At 42.3% G+C, this 17,388-nt stretch carries 15 protein-coding genes; 9 read left to right on the plus strand and 6 right to left on the minus strand.

What is annotated here, in order from left to right:
- Nucleotides 1–46: 46 nt before the first annotated feature.
- A complete protein-coding gene (locus DI53_RS11585) occupies nucleotides 47–1,882 on the plus strand; it encodes a YfbK domain-containing protein (RefSeq protein ID WP_037499451.1) in 1,836 nt (611 codons plus the stop codon).
- A 135-nt stretch (nucleotides 1,883–2,017) separates the two neighbouring features.
- Here the strand turns inward: DI53_RS11585 and tsf are convergent, their stop codons facing one another.
- The 4 genes from tsf to rplM all read right to left on the minus strand — a co-directional run bounded on the left by tsf (nucleotide 2,018) and on the right by rplM (nucleotide 4,701).
- Nucleotides 2,018–2,854: a translation elongation factor Ts gene (gene tsf / locus DI53_RS11590; protein WP_037499453.1), complete on the minus strand. Its 837-nt coding sequence runs from the start codon at nucleotides 2,852–2,854 to the stop codon at nucleotides 2,018–2,020.
- A 174-nt stretch (nucleotides 2,855–3,028) separates the two neighbouring features.
- A complete protein-coding gene (gene rpsB, locus DI53_RS11595) occupies nucleotides 3,029–3,841 on the minus strand; it encodes a 30S ribosomal protein S2 (protein ID WP_037499456.1) in 813 nt (270 codons plus the stop codon).
- Between the two features lie 18 nt (nucleotides 3,842–3,859).
- A complete protein-coding gene (gene rpsI / locus DI53_RS11600; RefSeq protein WP_037499459.1) occupies nucleotides 3,860–4,246 on the minus strand; it encodes a 30S ribosomal protein S9 in 387 nt (128 codons plus the stop codon).
- Nucleotides 4,247–4,257: 11 nt separating this feature from the next.
- Complete coding sequence (rplM, locus tag DI53_RS11605; RefSeq protein WP_037499462.1) at nucleotides 4,258–4,701, minus strand: 50S ribosomal protein L13; 444 nt, start codon at nucleotides 4,699–4,701, stop codon at nucleotides 4,258–4,260.
- Between the two features lie 255 nt (nucleotides 4,702–4,956).
- Between rplM and DI53_RS11610 the strand changes: the two genes are divergently transcribed.
- The 5 genes from DI53_RS11610 to DI53_RS11630 all read left to right on the plus strand — a co-directional run bounded on the left by DI53_RS11610 (nucleotide 4,957) and on the right by DI53_RS11630 (nucleotide 10,715).
- On the plus strand, nucleotides 4,957–6,675 hold the full coding sequence (locus tag DI53_RS11610) for a tetratricopeptide repeat protein (RefSeq protein ID WP_052072355.1): 1,719 nt from the start codon (nucleotides 4,957–4,959) through the stop codon (nucleotides 6,673–6,675).
- Complete coding sequence (lolB1, locus tag DI53_RS11615; protein ID WP_037499465.1) at nucleotides 6,665–7,447, plus strand: lipoprotein insertase outer membrane protein LolB1; 783 nt, start codon at nucleotides 6,665–6,667, stop codon at nucleotides 7,445–7,447. Before DI53_RS11610 ends, lolB1 begins: the two co-directional genes overlap by 11 nt.
- A 98-nt stretch (nucleotides 7,448–7,545) precedes the next feature.
- Entirely contained in the window at nucleotides 7,546–8,817 is a 1,272-nt protein-coding gene (locus tag DI53_RS20690) for a murein hydrolase activator EnvC family protein (protein ID WP_037499468.1), read from the plus strand.
- A 75-nt stretch (nucleotides 8,818–8,892) separates the two neighbouring features.
- The gene (locus DI53_RS11625) at nucleotides 8,893–9,117 is read left to right on the plus strand and encodes a twin-arginine translocase TatA/TatE family subunit (RefSeq protein WP_037499471.1); all 225 of its coding nucleotides are present in this window, start codon (nucleotides 8,893–8,895) and stop codon (nucleotides 9,115–9,117) included.
- Nucleotides 9,118–9,278: 161 nt separating this feature from the next.
- Entirely contained in the window at nucleotides 9,279–10,715 is a 1,437-nt protein-coding gene (locus tag DI53_RS11630; protein ID WP_037499473.1) for a lytic transglycosylase domain-containing protein, read from the plus strand.
- A gap of 13 nt (nucleotides 10,716–10,728) precedes the next feature.
- On the opposite strand, the gene DI53_RS11635 is transcribed toward DI53_RS11630, so the two are convergent.
- On the minus strand, nucleotides 10,729–11,244 hold the full coding sequence (locus tag DI53_RS11635; RefSeq protein ID WP_037499476.1) for a phosphoribosyltransferase family protein: 516 nt from the start codon (nucleotides 11,242–11,244) through the stop codon (nucleotides 10,729–10,731).
- A gap of 300 nt (nucleotides 11,245–11,544) precedes the next feature.
- Nucleotides 11,545–12,126, minus strand: a complete 582-nt coding sequence (locus DI53_RS11640) for a C40 family peptidase (protein WP_037499479.1) — start codon at nucleotides 12,124–12,126, stop codon at nucleotides 11,545–11,547.
- Between the two features lie 454 nt (nucleotides 12,127–12,580).
- Here DI53_RS11640 and thrA point away from each other — a divergent pair, with 454 nt between their 5' ends.
- From thrA to thrC, 3 genes are read left to right on the plus strand one after another with little or no spacing between them, the layout of a single operon-like run.
- Nucleotides 12,581–15,028 carry a bifunctional aspartate kinase/homoserine dehydrogenase I gene (thrA, locus tag DI53_RS11645; protein WP_037499482.1) on the plus strand — a complete coding sequence of 816 codons (2,448 nt, stop codon included), beginning with the start codon at nucleotides 12,581–12,583 and terminating at the stop codon, nucleotides 15,026–15,028.
- Between the two features lie 11 nt (nucleotides 15,029–15,039).
- Nucleotides 15,040–16,023, plus strand: coding sequence for a homoserine kinase (locus tag DI53_RS11650; RefSeq protein ID WP_052072356.1), 984 nt, complete (start codon nucleotides 15,040–15,042; stop codon nucleotides 16,021–16,023).
- Nucleotides 16,024–16,064: 41 nt separating this feature from the next.
- Complete coding sequence (gene thrC, locus DI53_RS11655; protein WP_037499485.1) at nucleotides 16,065–17,372, plus strand: threonine synthase; 1,308 nt, start codon at nucleotides 16,065–16,067, stop codon at nucleotides 17,370–17,372.
- Nucleotides 17,373–17,388: the final 16 nt, after the last annotated feature.

Here is a 17,388-nt window from a genome sequence, read left to right on the forward strand (position 1 = left end):
GGAAATTATAATTTTTCTGCATCCGTTACCAAAAATATACGTAACGATGAAAAAGATAATCATACTAATCACGCCGTGTACCATCCTGGTTGGATTTGGGAGCAGCTTTGCGGGAGAGATCAAAGGTCAGGTCTTTGAATCCGGGTCGAATCAAGCAGTTGTTGGTGCCGCTGTGCTCAACAAGCGGACAGCTGTATCAAAGCATACCGACAAAAACGGCCAGTTTACGATAGAAGGCGAAATAGGCGATATATTATTGATATCGATGATAGGCTACAAGGCGAAAGAAGTGAAATTAAAAAAGGAAAAGCTATTGAAGATATCGCTAGAGCTAGATGAGATGCTTTTAGAGGAGGTCGTTGTTGCTGCTAACGCAAGTCCGGTTCATCTGAAAATGTCGAGCAGCAATATAATGGTACGTGGGATGGTTCGCACCAGACGGCAGGTCAGCCAGGAAAGCTACGCCAAAATAAGCGAAAACACCTTTCAAAGTCCTTTGAAAGAACCCTTGTCTACCTTTGCAGCAGACGTGGATGCAGCCTCGTATAGCAATGTGCGTCGGATGTTGAAAGCAGGCTCCATACCAAACCCAGACGCAGTACGTGTGGAGGAAATGATTAACTATTTCCAATACGATTTAAAATCACCAACCAACGGCGATCCCGTTGCGATCAGTTCGGAATATACGCGCGCACCCTGGAATACCGAGCATCGCCTTTTACGGATAGCATTAAAAGCGAAGGATATTCCAAAGGAGAAATTGCCAGCATCAAACTTTGTATTTCTAATAGATGTATCAGGATCGATGTCCGATGAGAATAAGCTGCCGTTGGTTAAATCATCACTAAAGATGTTGGTCGATCAGCTCCGGCCGAATGATCGGGTAGCTATTGTAACCTACGCGGGCTCGGCAGGTGTGAAATTGCAAAGTACATCCGGCGACGAAAAGATGAAGATCAAGGATGCCATTGACGAATTGGGAGCAGGCGGCTCTACGGCCGGAGCAGCAGGTATTATAAAAGCTTATCAGATAGCACGTGAGCATTTCATAAAAAATGGTAACAACAGGATTATCATGGCAACAGATGGTGACTTTAATGTGGGGGCATCAAGCGATGAAGATATGGAAACCCTCATTGAGAAGCAGCGCGAGAGCGGTATCAATATCTCTATGCTGGGCTATGGTATGGGAAATTATAAAGATAGTAAAATGGAAATCCTTGCCGACAAAGGGCGTGGTAACTATGCCTACATCGATAATATATCGGAAGCGCGCAAAGCCATTATCAATGAGTTTGGCGGAACCTTATTCACCGTAGCCAAAGATGTGAAGATACAGGTGGAGTTCAATCCGGCTTATGTACAAGCTTACCGATTGGTTGGATATGAAAACAGATTGCTCGCCGCCGAAGATTTTAATAACGATGCAAAAGTTGGGGGCGATATGGGTGTGGGGCATGCTGTAACCGCACTCTACGAGATTGTACCGACTGGAACACGTTCCGCAGTTATCGGATCGATAGATCCACTTAAATATCAAAAAACGCCGACGCCGGAAGCTGGACAACTTTCAGGCGAGATCGCAACGATTAAATTTCGCTATAAGGATGCAAACACGGAAAAATCGAAACTAAAACAGGCGTTGGTCAATGATCAAGTAAAAGAATTTGAAAAGGTGTCAACTGATCTTAGATTTGCTTCCGCGGTGGCCGAATTTGGGATGTTGTTGCGCAATTCGGCGTTTAAACAGCAAGCGAGCTTCCCGTCACTTATCGCTCGTGCGCGGGCGGCTAGGGGCGAAGATAAGGAAGGATATCGGATGGAATTCGTGCGTTTGGCAGAAGATGCCGAAGCGTTGTGGAAGGCACAGCGAGGGGAATAATTTGTGTACGCGTAGGCCTCACCCTTTGGTGACACTAACGTAACCTGATAAATGTGACACCCCCAAAATAGCAAAGCCCATGATGAACATGGGCTTTGCATAAAAATTAACTTTTATAGTATGCTACTTTTCCAACTATGCGCCTAATTGCACACGTTTGAAAGCAGTAACTGTCAAGCCTTTTTCTACTGAATCTAAGAATTGTGCGATGTTTTTCGAAGAATCTTTAACGAATTCTTGGTTCAACAACGTGTTTTCTTTGTAGAATTTGTTCAATTTACCAGCTGCGATTTTTTCAACCATTTCTTCTGGTTTACCTTCCGCGCGGATTTGCTCTTTAGCGATTTCAAGCTCACGCTCGATCGTGTGTGAATCAACACCATCTTTATCGATAGCAACAGGATTCATTGCCGCGATTTGCATAGCCACATCTTTACCAGCTTCTTCAGCACCTGCAGCATCAGCAGAAAGACCTACCAATACACCTAAGCGGTAGTTACCGTGGATATAAGCAACAACTTTGTCACCAGAGATTGTCTCGAATTTAGAAACGTCGATTTTTTCACCGATAACACCTGTTTGCTCGATCAATGCATCTGCAATTTTCTTACCATCGATCTCCAACGCTTTCAACTCGTCTAAAGAAGCTGGTTTGTTATTCAATGCGATGTCTGCAATTTTATCAGCAAAAGCAACGAAGTCAGCATTTTTAGCGACGAAGTCAGTCTCACAGTTTACTTCTACTACGATACCTGCTTTTCCATCTGCAGTTGCTTTCGCGATAATCACGCCTTCGTTAGAATCACGATCTTGACGGCTAGCAGCAACTTTAGCACCTTTCTTACGAAGGTAGTCAACAGCAGCTTCGAAATCGCCATTTGCCTCGACTAATGCTTTTTTACAATCCATCATACCAGCGCCCGTTTGTTGACGCAATTTGTTTACATCTGATGCAGAAATTTGTACTGACATGTTTTTATTTCTTTAATAAATTTTACAATCTAAATGCCCCTCAAGTATACTGATATTATGCAACCTGGGCATTAAACTTTTGTTAAATAACAAAAAACCGGACAAACACATGTAGACGTTTTAAAGCTATACTTCAAAAGGCTAACACCTGTTTATCCGGCTTATTATAGGATATTATTCCCCGTCTTTTGCTTTACGAGGGCGTTTTCCAGCGTTAGCATCTGCATCAGCCTCTGCGCCATTATCTACGGCAGCTTTTGCAGCAGCAGCTTCTTTTTCTGCATCCTCTTCTTTATCGCGTTTACGCTCATCAAGGCCTTCTTGAATAGCTTTCCCAATAATTCCAGCGATTAAGCTAATAGATTTTGTAGCGTCATCGTTAGCAGGAATAGGGAAGTCGATATTTGAAGGGTCAGAGTTTGTATCCACCATTGCAAAAGTAGGGATGTTCAACTTGATTGCTTCCGCAACAGCGATGTGCTCTTTTTTCACATCGATGATGAATAAAGCAGCCGGTAAACGGTTTAAGTCAGCGATACCACCTAAAAGGTTTTCTAACTTAATACGTTCACGTTGAATCATCAATTTTTCTTTTTTAGATAATACGTCATACGTACCATCTTTTTGCATTTTGTCGATGTTAGACATCTTCTTGATAGACTTACGTACTGTTTGAAAGTTTGTAAGCATACCACCTAGCCATCTTTCAGTTACGAAAGGCATATTCACGTCTTTCGCTTGTTGAGCGATGATTTCTTTTGCTTGTTTTTTCGTAGCTACGAATAAAACTTTACGACCTGATTTTACGATTTGTTTGATCGCTGAAGCAGCTTCTTCCAATTTCGTAAGTGTTTTGTTCAAGTCGATAATGTGGATACCGTTGCGTTCCATGAAAATGTACTTCGCCATTTTCGGATCCCATTTACGTGTAAGGTGACCAAAGTGCACACCTGCATCCAATAATTCTTGATAAGTTGTTCTTGCCATTTTTTGATCCTCCTTTGATTAACGTTTACTGAATTGGAATCTTCTACGTGCTTTGCGGCGTCCTGGTTTCTTACGCTCAACCATACGGTCATCACGAGTAACAAGACCTTTCGCACGTAAAGCTGGTTTTGCTTCTGGGTCAAGCTCGACTAAAGCTTTTGCAATCGCTAAGCGCACTGCTTCTGCTTGTCCTTTGACACCACCACCTTGAACGTTAACTTTTACATCAAAATTTCCAGCAACACCCGCTACCTCTGTAGATTGCGTAACGATATATTGCAATGGCAATGTTGGAAAGTATTCCTTGAAATCTTTACCGTTTACGGTAATGTTTCCGCTACCAGCAGCTAAGTAGATGCGGGCAACAGCAGTTTTTCTTCTTCCTGAAGTGTTAGTTATTGACATAATTGCTCTCCTTAAAATTTAACTGGTTTTGGATTCTGTGCCTCATGTTTGTGCTCTGAACCTGCATAAACAAAAAGGTTTCTGAATAGCTCACGGCCTAAACGGTTTTTAGGAAGCATACCACGTACTGCTTTCTCAATAATGCGCTCAGGGTGTTTTGCCAACAACTCTTTTGGAGAAACAAAACGCTGACCACCTGGGTAGCCTGTGTAGCGAACATAAACTTTGTCGCCTAATTTGTTTCCTGTCAATCTAACTTTGTCTGCGTTGATAACAATCACGTTATCTCCACAGTCTACGTGTGGGGTGAACGTAGGCTTGTGCTTCCCGCGAATTACTTTCGCAATTTCGCTTGCCAAGCGCCCCAAAATCTCTCCTTCAGCGTCAACAACAATCCACTCTTTGTTAACGGTGTTCTTGTTGGTAGAGACAGTTTTGTAACTTAACGTATTCACTTGCTTCTATTTAATTAATTAATAAATCTTCAATCCTCCTGTAATCCCTACAATGAGGTCTGCAAAGGTACGATATTATTTTATCATTATAAAAAGAATTTGATTTTTGGTTTGCATAGTCAAACCTCGTATTTGATCGCTCGACATATCAGCTTTACAATATTTAACATGTTTTAAGATTACATAAGTAAACTTTTGCTTTTTTTTGTCATCTTTATAAAGTAGAGCACTATTTTATATTTAAAAAAGATATTAATGAAAATCAACAAAAGGTTTGTCTGTTTCGGTATTGCGATTTTTATAGGCTTAAGCCTAGGGGTAGAAGTGAAGGGCCAGCAAGTCGTCGTTGGTGATAAACCGTATAAGAATGATTTAACACTTGTAGAAAGCAAGCTTCGCATCGGTGATTTGCCGGGAGCGATAGCAACGCTCGATACCATCATTGCCAATTATCCGGATGCTGCCGAGGTTTATTATGCCAAAGCTTTGCTGTTTGGTCAAGCAAGAAATCTTGAAGTCGCTATTCCTTTAGCCGAAAAGGCGTTTGAAATTGAGCCTAAAAATCTTTTGTTTGCGAATTATCTCGTCGAATTACACAAAAGCAGTGCGAATCTCAGTGCCGCTATACCGGTGGTGGATCGTGTTATTTCGGTTTATCCGGATAATGCATCGCTATACAGAGAGAAAATCATGTTGTTACACGCAACAAAACAGACCGATGGTGCTTTAGCGTCCTACGACGAAGCGGTAAAGAGATTCGGAAAGTCTGACAGCCTGGATGTAATTAAGGCCGAAATCTTGGTTGACACGAAAAGGCAAGATGAAGCCGTTACGCTATTGAACCCTTGGGTAGACAAAAGCTCAAGTATTCGTCAGGTGTATAGCACACTCGCGTTTATTTATTTAGATAAAAAGCAGCCAAAAAAGGCTGTAGAGATCTTAAACAAAGGCCTGAACAATTCGAAGGATGATCTCTTGTACCTTGATTTGGCCGATGCCTATACCGGCGAAGGGAAATCCAAACCTGCTTTTGACGCCTTGAAACAAGCATTTGAATCCGCGAATGTGGATTACGCCGACAAATATCGCGCGATGTTTACTATGCTGAGCGGTAAGAGTAACCTAGAGCTGGAGCAAATACAAGAACTCGCTAATATCCTGGTTCTTAAATATCCGCGTGTAGCGGACAGTCATGTGGCCAAGGGCGATATTCTTTGGCGGCGGGGGAAGCTGCAGGAAGCACGATCTCTATTTCTTACGGCAATAGGTATTAATAGAGGACACATCGACGCATGGCGCATGTTGATGAACGTAGAGTTAGCACTTAACGAAGCTGACCACGCTATAGCGCATGGTTTTGAGGCGTTGGAGTCTAATCCGAATAATCCAATGTTACTTTATTTCACTGGACTGGCCTACATGGTTAAGGATGACACGGATAATGCCCGGAAAATGATGGAATCAGCATTAGATAACAGTGGGCAAGAGAATACGTATTTGCAGTCTTTGATTTATGCGGGGCTTGGCGATCTGTACCATAAGCTAAAAATGGCGGAAGTGTCTGACGTAGCATATGAAGAGGCTATTAAGTTGGATAGCACCAATGCTACAGCGATGAATAATTATGCTTACTACCTCTCTGAACGAAATGAAAAGCTCGATGTTGCGGAGAAATTTTCAAAGCAATCCAATGAGCTGGAGCCGTCGTCTGCGACTTTTCAAGACACCTATGCCTGGGTATTATTTAAACAAGAGAAATACAAGGAGTCTTTGAAGTGGATTGAGAAGGCCGTTCGCGGATCGTCGCCATCGGCAGTATTGTACGATCATTATGGCGATATTTTATATAAAAACGGCAATACAAAGGAAGCGGTAAAGCAATGGCAAAAAGCACTGTCTATGCAAGACGCGGGCAGTAGCCTAGATTTAGAAAAATTGAAATCAAAAGTGGAGAAGAAAAGTTATGTGGAATAAAGGGATTGTCATTGTTATTGCTGCTTCATTATTGCTCTCCGGTTGTAAAACGCGTAAACGCGTGAATTTACCGAGCCATGATGCACCGAAGGAAGTGAGCAAGGAGCATGCGGCCAGTATCAAAAGCTTTGAATTGAGTAATCTGGATTTCAGAACATTCTCTGGCCGTGCCAAGACAAAGGTCGAACTGAACAAACAGGTGCATGATGTTACGTTAAATATTCGCATTGAACGTGACAAAGCCATTTGGCTTTCGGTGACCGCGACACTCGGGATAGAAGTGGCTCGTGTACTGATCACGCCCGATAGCGTCAAAATCTTAAACAAGTTGCAAGGGGAATATATTGCCAAGCCTTTCCATTACATCTATAACTACACGAGCAATGGGGTTAATTTTGCGACTTTGCAAGATTTATTGCTAGCGAATGTTTCTTCCAGCCTGTTGCGTACATCCAATGTGCAAGTAGCAAGCGCCACAGACGAATTTATTGTCGTTGGCCTGAAAGACCAACTTTCTTATCAATATCGTATCAATAAAGAAAACAGGCCATTCAATTTTCTTTTGCAAGAGGTTGGCGCCAATCAAAACCTGGAAGCATTTTATAGTGACTATGCGAAGAATGCAGGATATAATTTTCCAAACAATCTAGCGTTGAATATCGTAGGTGATAATGTATCGCTAAAAGCGAATGTTTCTTACAATAGAGTAGCATTTAATGAACAAGTGGAGATGCCTTTCACTGTTTCAGGGAGATACAAAGTGATAAATTAACGGCGTATTACATAAAAGCGTAAAATAATTGTGCGCTTAAGTGCTATATCCTTATTTTTGTAAGCTTAATTTAAACCGATATAAGGTAAAGACGGTTCATGGATTTAAAAAAGATTGTATTTAGTTTCATATTTTCCTGTTGTCTAACTATTGGCTTTGTATCTGCCCAGAGCAGTGCAGAACTAAAAAAACAGCGTGAAAAAATAGATGTAGAGATTGCGGAGCTGACGAAAATTTTGCGGGCTAAAACACAGGAAAAAATCCTTTCGCAGCGCGAGGTAAATGCACTTAGCAGGCAGCTTGATTTGCGAGAAAGCAAGATAAGTACCATCAACGCGGAGCTGCGCATCATCAATAACAACATTCGGGTAAATACGGGGAAGGTGAATGCGCTGAAAGCCGAACTCGAAAAAATGCGAAAGGATTACGAAAAAATGATCCTCTTTGCTTTTCGAAATAAAAATGGCTACAATAAATTGATGTTTATTTTTGCGTCCAAAGACTTTAACCAGGCTTTCAAACGTGTAAAGTATTTGCAGCAATTTAATGATGCCCGCAAAATTAAGGCTGCGGAAATTGAGGCGACAAAAAAAGAAATTGAGCTTAAGATCGCGCAGTTAGAGCGCGACAAGCAAACGCAAAATCAATTGTTAAAAGAGCAGCAAGCCGAGCGTTCGATTATCGCGAAAGATAGGTCTGCACATGCTACTGAACTCAGTCAGTTAAGACGGGAAGAGTCGACTTTCAAAGGACAGTTAAGCAAGAAACAACAAGAAAAGAAACGTATAGATGCTATGATCCAGCAGGCCATCCGTCGGGAGATCGCAGAGGAGCGTAGACGTGCAGAAGAAGCGCGTAAGAAAGCAGCAGAAGCAGAAGCTAAAAGGACTGGTAAAACGGTGGAAGAAGTGGAGAAGAAAACGCCACGGAAATCCGACAGTGAGATATTACGGTCTACACCAGAGGCTGCTAAGCTTTCTGCAGATTTCAAATCAAACAGAGGTCGTTTGCCATGGCCAGTAGCACAAGGCAACATCGTGCGGAATTTCGGCTTTGAGACCGTGGAACGAAATGTGCGTATTGACAATTCAGATGTGGCCATTCGTACAGCTACGAACGCAGCTGTCAAAGCGGTGTTCGAGGGCGAGGTCGTTCAAGTAATTGGAAGCTTTGTTGTGATCAAGCATGGTGAATATTTCACCTCCTATGCTAACCTGAAAAGTGTTTCCGTGCGGAAAGGGCAAAAGGTCAGTCGTGGGCAGCAGATTGGATCAGCAGACGAAGATGCCGATGCTGGATATTCGGTTGTCAACTTCGGAGTTTTTCAAGGGCAGACAGCTATGAACCCATCTTCGTGGTTAGCGAAATAGTTACAGGGATTTAGAAAATTAAATTATATATTTGTAAGACGTTGATAATGAAAGCAACGTTAAGAAATTAAAACTATGTATACATCGGGATTATTATTTATCGGGACGCAGGAGATCATCATCATAGTGGTGTTAGTATTGTTACTTTTTGGTGGTAAAAAGATTCCAGAATTGATGCGTGGTCTTGGGCGTGGTGTCAAAGAGTTCAAAGACGGTCAACGTGAAGAAGATACTGCTAATAAGAATAGCACGACGAACACCACGAACACAACAAATACAAATAACACACAGAATCCATAATCTGTGGATTTAAAATAAAAGAGTTTCATGGGCAAAACCAAGAAACTCTTTTATTTTTTACCGATCATACTAACCACGTATTTTTAGCGTTTTTACATGAAAGTTTAGACTATTGAAGATCATACGCCTTAAACCGTGAATTATTCATGAAATAAAAACTTATGAAGAAAATCCATTTATGGGTATTGCCGTTTTGTGCCCTAAGCATAACACAGCCAGCAATTGCTCAAGACATGGCAAGTATAGAGAATGAAGAATATACTTTGCATTTAAAAGAGTTAGTCAGTCATCAACGCGATGCAATTTTTTCAGGCATCGATTCCCTAAAAAAGCTTTCCTACGCCGATCCTATCCTAAATGCCGAAGATTCTTTGATCTTCCAGCGGATGCGTAAAATTCAGAAGGCGGTTCCGCTGGCTTATAACGAGAAAATTAAATCTTATATCGATAAATACGTGTCCCGAAATTATAACCCCTACATGTGCAAACTGCAGGGGCTGGCACAACATTATTTCCCTATTTATGAGGAGATATTTGAGGGGACGGGCATTCCCGATGAAATAAAGTACATTTCTGTCGTAGAATCATCGTTGGATCCTCACCTGGTGTCCAGATCTGGAGCGGTAGGTTTATGGCAATTTATGTATGCTACTGCCAAGGGCTACGATTTAACGATGGATAGCTACATCGATGAGCGTAAAGATCCTTATGCGGCCTGTCATGCAGCAAGCCGATATTTCAAAGATGCTTACGATGAGTTTAATGATTGGTTATTGGCACTCGCCTCCTACAACTGCGGTCGTGGCGCGGTAAGGAGAGCAATAGAACGCTCTGGCCTAGACCATCCCGACTTTTGGCAATTGTCGCCGTTTTTACCGGAAGAAACACAAAATTACATTCCTAAATTCATTGCCATGACCTATACGTTGAAACATGCGCAAGAATACGGAATAGAAAATGCAGCAACGGATTTTGTGTTTGCCGCAAAACCGATTATGGTGGAGAATAATGTAGATCTGGCACGTGTTGCAACGGCAATTAATCTGCCATTGGAAACCTTAAAGAAATTTAATCCGTCTTTTAAACGTACCATCGTTGTAGCCAGTAGCGATAAGCCTAAACGATTGATATTACCGCAAACCAGTTCGTCGAATGATAGCTTGCTATACGCTGCGCTGAGTAATACAGCATTTCCCGGATCTACGAAGGAGAATGCGATGATACTTGCATCATCGCCTTCCGCACCTGCTAAGTATACTGCCAAGCAGGGGGAGTCTTTAGCTTCCGTAGCGCGCAAATTTGGCGTTACCGTGCAAGATCTAAAAGCTTGGAATGGCTTATCATTAAATAGTCGTATCGCTGGCCGCACGCTTATTTTGGAAAAAGAAGAAAACACGCGTTTGGCCAAAGCTAAGCATACAACAGCCACTAAATCTTCCACAACGACAGCGTACGTCACGTATACCGTGCGTAAAGGAGATACACTTTCGCATATCGCAAACAAGCACAAGGGCAGCAGCATATCGCAAATCAAATCAGACAATAATTTGCGGGGAAGCAGCTTACGAATAGGTCAGAAAATCAAGATTAAGAAATAAAATAGGGATGCGGTTAGGATAACCAAGCCGCATCTTCTGTACCGTCAGATTCTTCCAGTACAACATCTACGTGCTCCTTCAAAATGGTTGATAGTTTTAGGCCGTAGTAGTCGCTGAATAAGGGGAACTGGTGATGCGATCGATCGATCAAGACAGCCGTGCGCATCTTTTTGAGAGGAATGTCAAGGAATAATCCTAATCCGTAGGCCAATGTACGCCCGCTGTTCAATACATCGTCAATAAGTATAATAACTTTATCTTTCGCTATTTCTAACGGCTCATCAGCTGTTGCATCTAAACTACGTTTAGTCTTTGCAATGCTGATTTTCAGTAGCTCGAATTTTTTTTCGGGGGCGATCTCTGCTAATATCTGTTGTAGGCGTTTTGCAAATACATAGCCACGGTCGGCAATACCTGCTAAAACGATGGATGTCTCCTCAAAATTATCTTCCAAAATCTGGTAAGCAATCCGGATAGATTTTTGACGAATTTGTTCTTTATCTAAAATAAGGGTTCTTTTCGTAGACATGTTTTATTCTTTGTTTATAACAAGGTAAAAGTACTAAATCTTTTAAATAAAATCGCACTAAACCGGTAAAGGAGCGTGCGTATAGCCGTCATCTTCCCGATATAAACTTGATACTTCTATAGGTAGAGGGCGGTCTTTCCGCCTTGATAAGTGAAGTCTTTCTAGATTTGTTTCAACGGACGGGTATTTTTATCCTTTAGCTTTTTGTAGCATAGCTGAATAAGGCGAGATGCCCGAATAGGAAGGTACAAAAAAGGCCTAGAAATAACATGCTAGGCCTTTTTTATTATTTTATGGGAATTAATTTAAATTCTTGTTGTCGTCGTCAAGGTGGGAATTAGCAGTCATTATTCCAGGCTCTTCGATAGGTCTTCCGCCGTTATAGTAGTAGCGCTTCCAATAAGCTTCATTCAAATTGCTGACCATAACGCCTCTGCTTGAAGAAGCATGAGCAAACTTATCATCTCCTAAATACACACCTACATGGGTAATTTGTCTGCTACGTATTTTAAAGAAAACCAAGTCGCCTGGCTGCAAATCGTTTTTACGGATTTGTTTTACGTTGGCGTATTGGTTCCGGCTATTGTAGCCAATAGTCGTGTTAAATACGTTTTCATAAACCGCTAGGGAAAATTTAGAACAATCGATACCATTTTTGGAGTCTCCTCCCAACCTGTAGGGGGTACCCAACCATTCATAGACAAATTGATAAAGCTTTGTGTTCGCCATTGCGTTTGACGCGACACCCATTATCTGTGAAAAGTATTCTTTAGCAAGGTTATCCGGATCAGCGGAGGTGTTTTTTGATTTGGTTGTTTGTGCCTGCGACACTAGACATAAGCCTATGAAGAGCATTCCTGCTACTAGTTTCTTTGTATTCATTTGTTCGCTTTAATATACAACTTCTATACGCTGTCTTGTATTTTCTACAGGACTGAAGCAAAACTAATACATAATACGTATTGATCCAAGCATTTTTCACCTTTTTTAACGTAGTTTTAACGTATTTTAACTTTTTATTTTTCGAATTGGGGTATAAATACCCGAGTCATAAAATCGTAAATTGTCGCGGAGCTAGGAAAGGTCGGTTACGATTTTCACAAAAAAAATTAAAATAAATTTGATATGTTCAAATATTTACTCCTATATTTAACAAGTTTTTAAAAGATTATGTACAGACACACTATTATTACATCCATTATTATTACCACCGGCCACAAACCTCGGAGGAAGTAATTCTATTGTATATATAAGTGTACACAAAATATAGAGCCTTCCTCCACCGGGAAGGCTTTTTTATTGATAAACAGGAATTTAATTTTATAAACAGACAAAAATGAAAGTATTAAAGTTCGGAGGGACATCCGTAGGTTCAGTAGCGAGCATAGAAGCGGTACTTGATATTGTTAAACACTCCTTTGATAATGGCGAAAAACCTCTGATTGTTTTATCTGCTATGTCTGGGGTCACTAATTTGCTGACGAAGATGGCGGAGAATGCGGCAGACCGCATTCCTTTTGAAGATGATCTGAAATTTTTGGAAGAAAAGCATTTTGAAGTTGTTAAAAAGCTGATCGCTGTAAAGTTTCAAAATCCGGTATTCACAAAACTTAAATTGATGTTGAACGATCTTGAAGAAATTCTTCAGGGTGTCAGTGCGTTGAAAGAATTGAGTTTACAAAGTAAAGACCTGATTGTATCGTTCGGCGAACGCTTATCAAACTATATGGTTGCCAAAATCATAGAACAGCAGATCCCGCAAACTGAATTCATTGATGCATCGCACTACGTAAAAACAAACTCCAACTTTGGTAATGCACAGGTGAACGAAGAACTCACCCATCAACTTATCCAGTCTCTAGGGTACACACATGCTGAAAAGCTGATGTTTGTAACTGGATTCATCGGTACCAATGACAAAGGTCGCGTGACCACGCTCGGACGTGGCGGGTCGGATTATACCGCAGCCATATTTGGCTCGGTGTTAGAAGCATCGGCAATAGAAATATGGACTGATGTGAATGGTATGCTGACAGCCGACCCACGCATTGTGAAGAAGGCGTTCTCGCAGCCGATTCTTTCCTATACCGAGGCCATGGAACTGTCATACTTCGGCGCAAAGGTGATCTATCCGCCGACGATGATTCCTGCATTTCTCAAGAAGATTCCCATTGTTATCCGCAACACCTTTGAACCTGGTTTTCCAGGGACTACCATACAATATGAAAGTGGAAAGTCGAGTTTCCCAATAAAAGGAATTTCTTCCATCTCCGATATATCTGTTATCAATCTATCGGGCAGCGGCATGATTGGCAAGTCGGGCTTCAGCGGTCGGTTGTTTACCTTATTGGCGCGTGAGCAGATTAATGTGGTACTAATAACGCAATCGTCCTCAGAACATAGCATTACCTTCGCTGTCAATCCAGATGATGCGTCAAAGGCAGTAAAATTGATCGAGGCGGAGTTCGAACTCGAGCTGGAAGCCAATAAGCTTCAAGTTCCCGTGGTGGAGGAAAATCTGTCTGTGCTGGCCATTGTAGGCGAAAATATGAAAAGGACGCCAGGCATGTCTGGCCGATTGTTCTATGCACTGGGACGAAACGGAATCAATGTTCGGGCTATCGCACAAGGCTCATCAGAACTTAATATATCTGTTATCATCGGCAAGGAAAACCTAGCCAAAGCGCTTAATGCTGTGCACGATGCTTTCTTCGCGCAATTGAAAAAAACACTGCATGTGTTTAACGTAGGTACAGGAAATATAGGGTCTACGCTTTTCCGTCAAATTCACGAACAGCACAACTTCTTGGTGGAGAATAGTGATATTGAGATCAATGTAGTGGGCGTTTCTAATTCACGGAAGATGCTTTTCAATAGCGATGGTATTGACTTAACAAGCTGGGCTGACGAATTGGAAGAAAAAGGAGAATTGTCTGATTTAGCTTCTTTTATCGATCGCATGCGGGCCATGAACCTGCCAAACTGCGTATTCATCGATAATACGGCTAGTAAACTTCCTTCAACATACTATGAGGAAATTTTTAAGGCTAATATCTCCATCGTTACCTGTAATAAGATTGCCAACTCTGGTGAATATGCCCAATATCAAAAATTGCATGAGACAGCTCGCAAACATGGCGTGGATTTCTTTTACGAAACGAATGTAGGTGCTGGGTTGCCTATTGTGCGTGTATTGAAAGATCTGATGCTAAGTGGCGACCGTATTGTTAAGATTGAAGCTATACTATCTGGAACGATCTCCTATATATTTAATAATTTTGTTGGCGACTCTTCGTTCTACGAAACGGTCAAACAAGCACAAGAGCTCGGTTATACAGAGCCCGATCCGCGCGATGACCTAGGAGGTGTTGATTTTATGCGAAAGATGCTAATTCTAGCACGTGATGCAGGTTATGCCCTGGAAGCTGCGGATGTTGATTTAGGAGCGATCTTGCCACAGGCTTGTTTGGAAGCATCATCGGTAGACGATTTTTATGCTGAATTGCTAAAGGCTGATCAATACTTCAATGCGTTGAAAGAGAAAGCAAATAGCGAAAATAAAGTGATCCGTTATATTGGCAAGTTGGAAGAAGGAAAGGTCTCTATCGCCTTAGAGATGGTCGATGAAAATCATCCTTTTTATGCTTTGTCTGGAAGTGATAACATTATTTCTTTTACGACAGAACGGTACAAAGATCGCCCATTGGTGGTGAAAGGCCCTGGTGCTGGTGCTGAGGTGACCGCGGCCGGTGTGTTTGCAGATCTAGTAAATGTGGGCGCTTAAAACATGTAGTTATGGAATCATTGGAAAAAAAACAATATCAAATAGACTTTAATAACATCTTAGATCATGTTCGTGTTTTTGCACCTGCAACGGTTGCAAACATGATCTGCGGTTTCGACGTGTTGGGCTTTGCCGTTGACCATCCCGGAGACGAGGTGGCTATGTACCGCGTTGCGCAACCTGGCGTCAGAATTCGTTCCATCGCCGGGGACGATGGAAGATTGCCGTTGGATGCGGACAAAAATACGGTGAGCGCTTGTGTTAAAATGTTACTTACGCATTTGGGTCTTCAAGATGAACTGGGTGTTGAAATCGAATTGACGAAGCATATGCCGATAGGGAGTGGTCTTGGGTCAAGTTCTGCGAGTACCGTGGCTGGGCTGTTTGCTATTAATACGTTGTTGGGAAACCCGCTTTCTAAGACAGCGCTCATGCCGTTCTGCGTAGAAGGCGAACGCTTAGCCTGTGGGCACGGCCATGCAGATAACGTTGCACCTGCGTTGATGGGCGGTATCACGTTGATTCGCGGTCATAACCATTTGGATGTAATCAGTTTACCTGTACCGACGGAGTTATATGCTGGTATTGTTTTTCCACAGGTCGATGTACCTACACGAGATGCTAGACAGCTCATCAAAGAGAAAGTCTTATTAAAAGATGCGGTGACCCAATGGGGAAATATTGCAGGGCTAGTCGCTGGTCTATACGAAAGTGACTACGACCTCATTAGCCGGAGCATGCACGACGTATTAATCGAACCAACACGTGCCATCTTAATTCCCGAGTTTTATGAGATGAAAAGCATTGCATTGGCAGCTGGCGCTTTAAGTTTTGGAATTTCGGGCTCAGGACCATCCGTCGTGGCTATCGCAAAAGGAGAAGCCGTTGCTATGCAGGCTGCAACCGAAATTCAACAGCATTTAACAGCTCATGATATTGATAGTTTTAAGTACGTCTCGGCTGTTAATGTACATGGTCCAAAAATCCTTGGGTAATTCAGCGCTGACGTTTTAAGTAGTAAAATAAATAGACAATAATGAAATTATATAGCACCAACAATAAAGATTTACGCGTGTCTTTTCAAGATGCGGTGTTTACTTCCTTGCCACAAGATGGAGGGCTTTACATGCCAGAAGTGATCCCCGTTTTGGATCCGGCATTCATTCGAAATATACAGCAGTATTCGCTGCAAGACATCGCGTTCCATGTAGCCTCCGCATTAATCGGGGACGATATTCCGGCGGCTGATCTGAAGGCGATTATTGCTGAGGCGATCAATTTCGATGCGCCTGTGAAATTTCTAGATGCCGAGCAGGCTGTGCTCGAACTCTTCCACGGTCCATCCTTCGCCTTCAAAGATTTTGGGGCGCGTTTTATGAGCCGCGTAATGGGCTATTTTTCAAAGCAGGGCGATCAGCTGTTAGATGTCTTGGTGGCCACTTCAGGTGATACTGGAGGTGCGGTGGCGTTGGGCTTTTTAGGTGTAGAAGGCACCCGTGTTACTATTCTTTATCCAAAAGGTAAGGTTTCCAAAGTGCAAGAAGATCAACTTACCACCAATGGTAAAAACATTCGTGCCCTGGAGGTTGATGGCACCTTTGATGACTGCCAGACATTAGTGAAGACTGCATTTAATGATGAAACCTTGAATAAAGAACTTCGCTTGACATCGGCAAACTCGATCAATATCGCCAGGCTGATACCGCAGACGTTCTACTACTTTTGGGCCTATGCACAGTTGCGTTCGCAAGGCGCACAAGACGTGGTCTTTACTGTTCCTAGCGGTAATTTTGGTAATATTGGCGCCGGTCTTTTAGCCTATAAAATGGGGCTGCCCGTGAAGCATTTCGTGGCAGGGACAAACATCAATGATACCGTTCCACGTTTCTTGCAAAACGGGAAATATGCTCCTAAGCCTTCCACACAAACCCTAGCCAATGCCATGGATGTAGGCAATCCAAGTAATTGGGTCCGCATACAAGATTTATTCGGTCAGGATCTTGATGCCATTCGTGCGGTAGTATCATCCTATACTTACACCGATGAAGAGACAAAACTTGGTATGGAAGAGATGTATGCACGCTACAACTACGTCGCATGTCCGCACACCGCCATTGCTTATTTAGCAGCGAAGCAATACCGTAAAGAACATGAGGGGAACTATGCCTCCGTATTTTTGTCTACGGCACATCCTTGTAAATTTCCTGATGCTATTACCGCTGAAGCTTTTCAAGCTATCGAGCTTCCGGCAGAGGCTATCGCTTTAGCACAAAAGGAACGCCTCGTTAGCAAAATTGATGTAGATTATGATGGTTTTAAGTCGTATTTGCTAATGAATAAATAGGAACTTCCGTGCTTTT

The sequence above is a fragment of the Sphingobacterium deserti genome, from assembly GCF_000757725.1.
Taxonomy (GTDB): Bacteria; Bacteroidota; Bacteroidia; order Sphingobacteriales; family Sphingobacteriaceae; genus Sphingobacterium; species Sphingobacterium deserti.

Bases quoted from the DNA above. Each gene is read 5' to 3' on its own strand.
- DI53_RS11585 (WP_037499451.1), top strand. From the start codon at position 47: ATGAAAAAGATAATCATACTAATCACGCCGTGTACCATCCTGGTTGGA.
- tsf (WP_037499453.1), bottom strand. From the start codon at position 2,854: ATGTCAGTACAAATTTCTGCATCAGATGTAAACAAATTGCGTCAACAA.
- rpsB (WP_037499456.1), bottom strand. From the start codon at position 3,841: ATGGCAAGAACAACTTATCAAGAATTATTGGATGCAGGTGTGCACTTT.
- rpsI (WP_037499459.1), bottom strand. From the start codon at position 4,246: ATGTCAATAACTAACACTTCAGGAAGAAGAAAAACTGCTGTTGCCCGC.
- DI53_RS11610 (WP_052072355.1), top strand. From the start codon at position 4,957: ATGAAAATCAACAAAAGGTTTGTCTGTTTCGGTATTGCGATTTTTATA.
- lolB1 (WP_037499465.1), top strand. From the start codon at position 6,665: ATGTGGAATAAAGGGATTGTCATTGTTATTGCTGCTTCATTATTGCTC.
- DI53_RS20690 (WP_037499468.1), top strand. From the start codon at position 7,546: ATGGATTTAAAAAAGATTGTATTTAGTTTCATATTTTCCTGTTGTCTA.
- DI53_RS11625 (WP_037499471.1), top strand. From the start codon at position 8,893: ATGTATACATCGGGATTATTATTTATCGGGACGCAGGAGATCATCATC.
- DI53_RS11630 (WP_037499473.1), top strand. From the start codon at position 9,279: ATGAAGAAAATCCATTTATGGGTATTGCCGTTTTGTGCCCTAAGCATA.
- DI53_RS11635 (WP_037499476.1), bottom strand. From the start codon at position 11,244: ATGTCTACGAAAAGAACCCTTATTTTAGATAAAGAACAAATTCGTCAA.
- DI53_RS11640 (WP_037499479.1), bottom strand. From the start codon at position 12,126: ATGAATACAAAGAAACTAGTAGCAGGAATGCTCTTCATAGGCTTATGT.
- thrA (WP_037499482.1), top strand. From the start codon at position 12,581: ATGAAAGTATTAAAGTTCGGAGGGACATCCGTAGGTTCAGTAGCGAGC.
- DI53_RS11650 (WP_052072356.1), top strand. From the start codon at position 15,040: ATGGAATCATTGGAAAAAAAACAATATCAAATAGACTTTAATAACATC.
- thrC (WP_037499485.1), top strand. From the start codon at position 16,065: ATGAAATTATATAGCACCAACAATAAAGATTTACGCGTGTCTTTTCAA.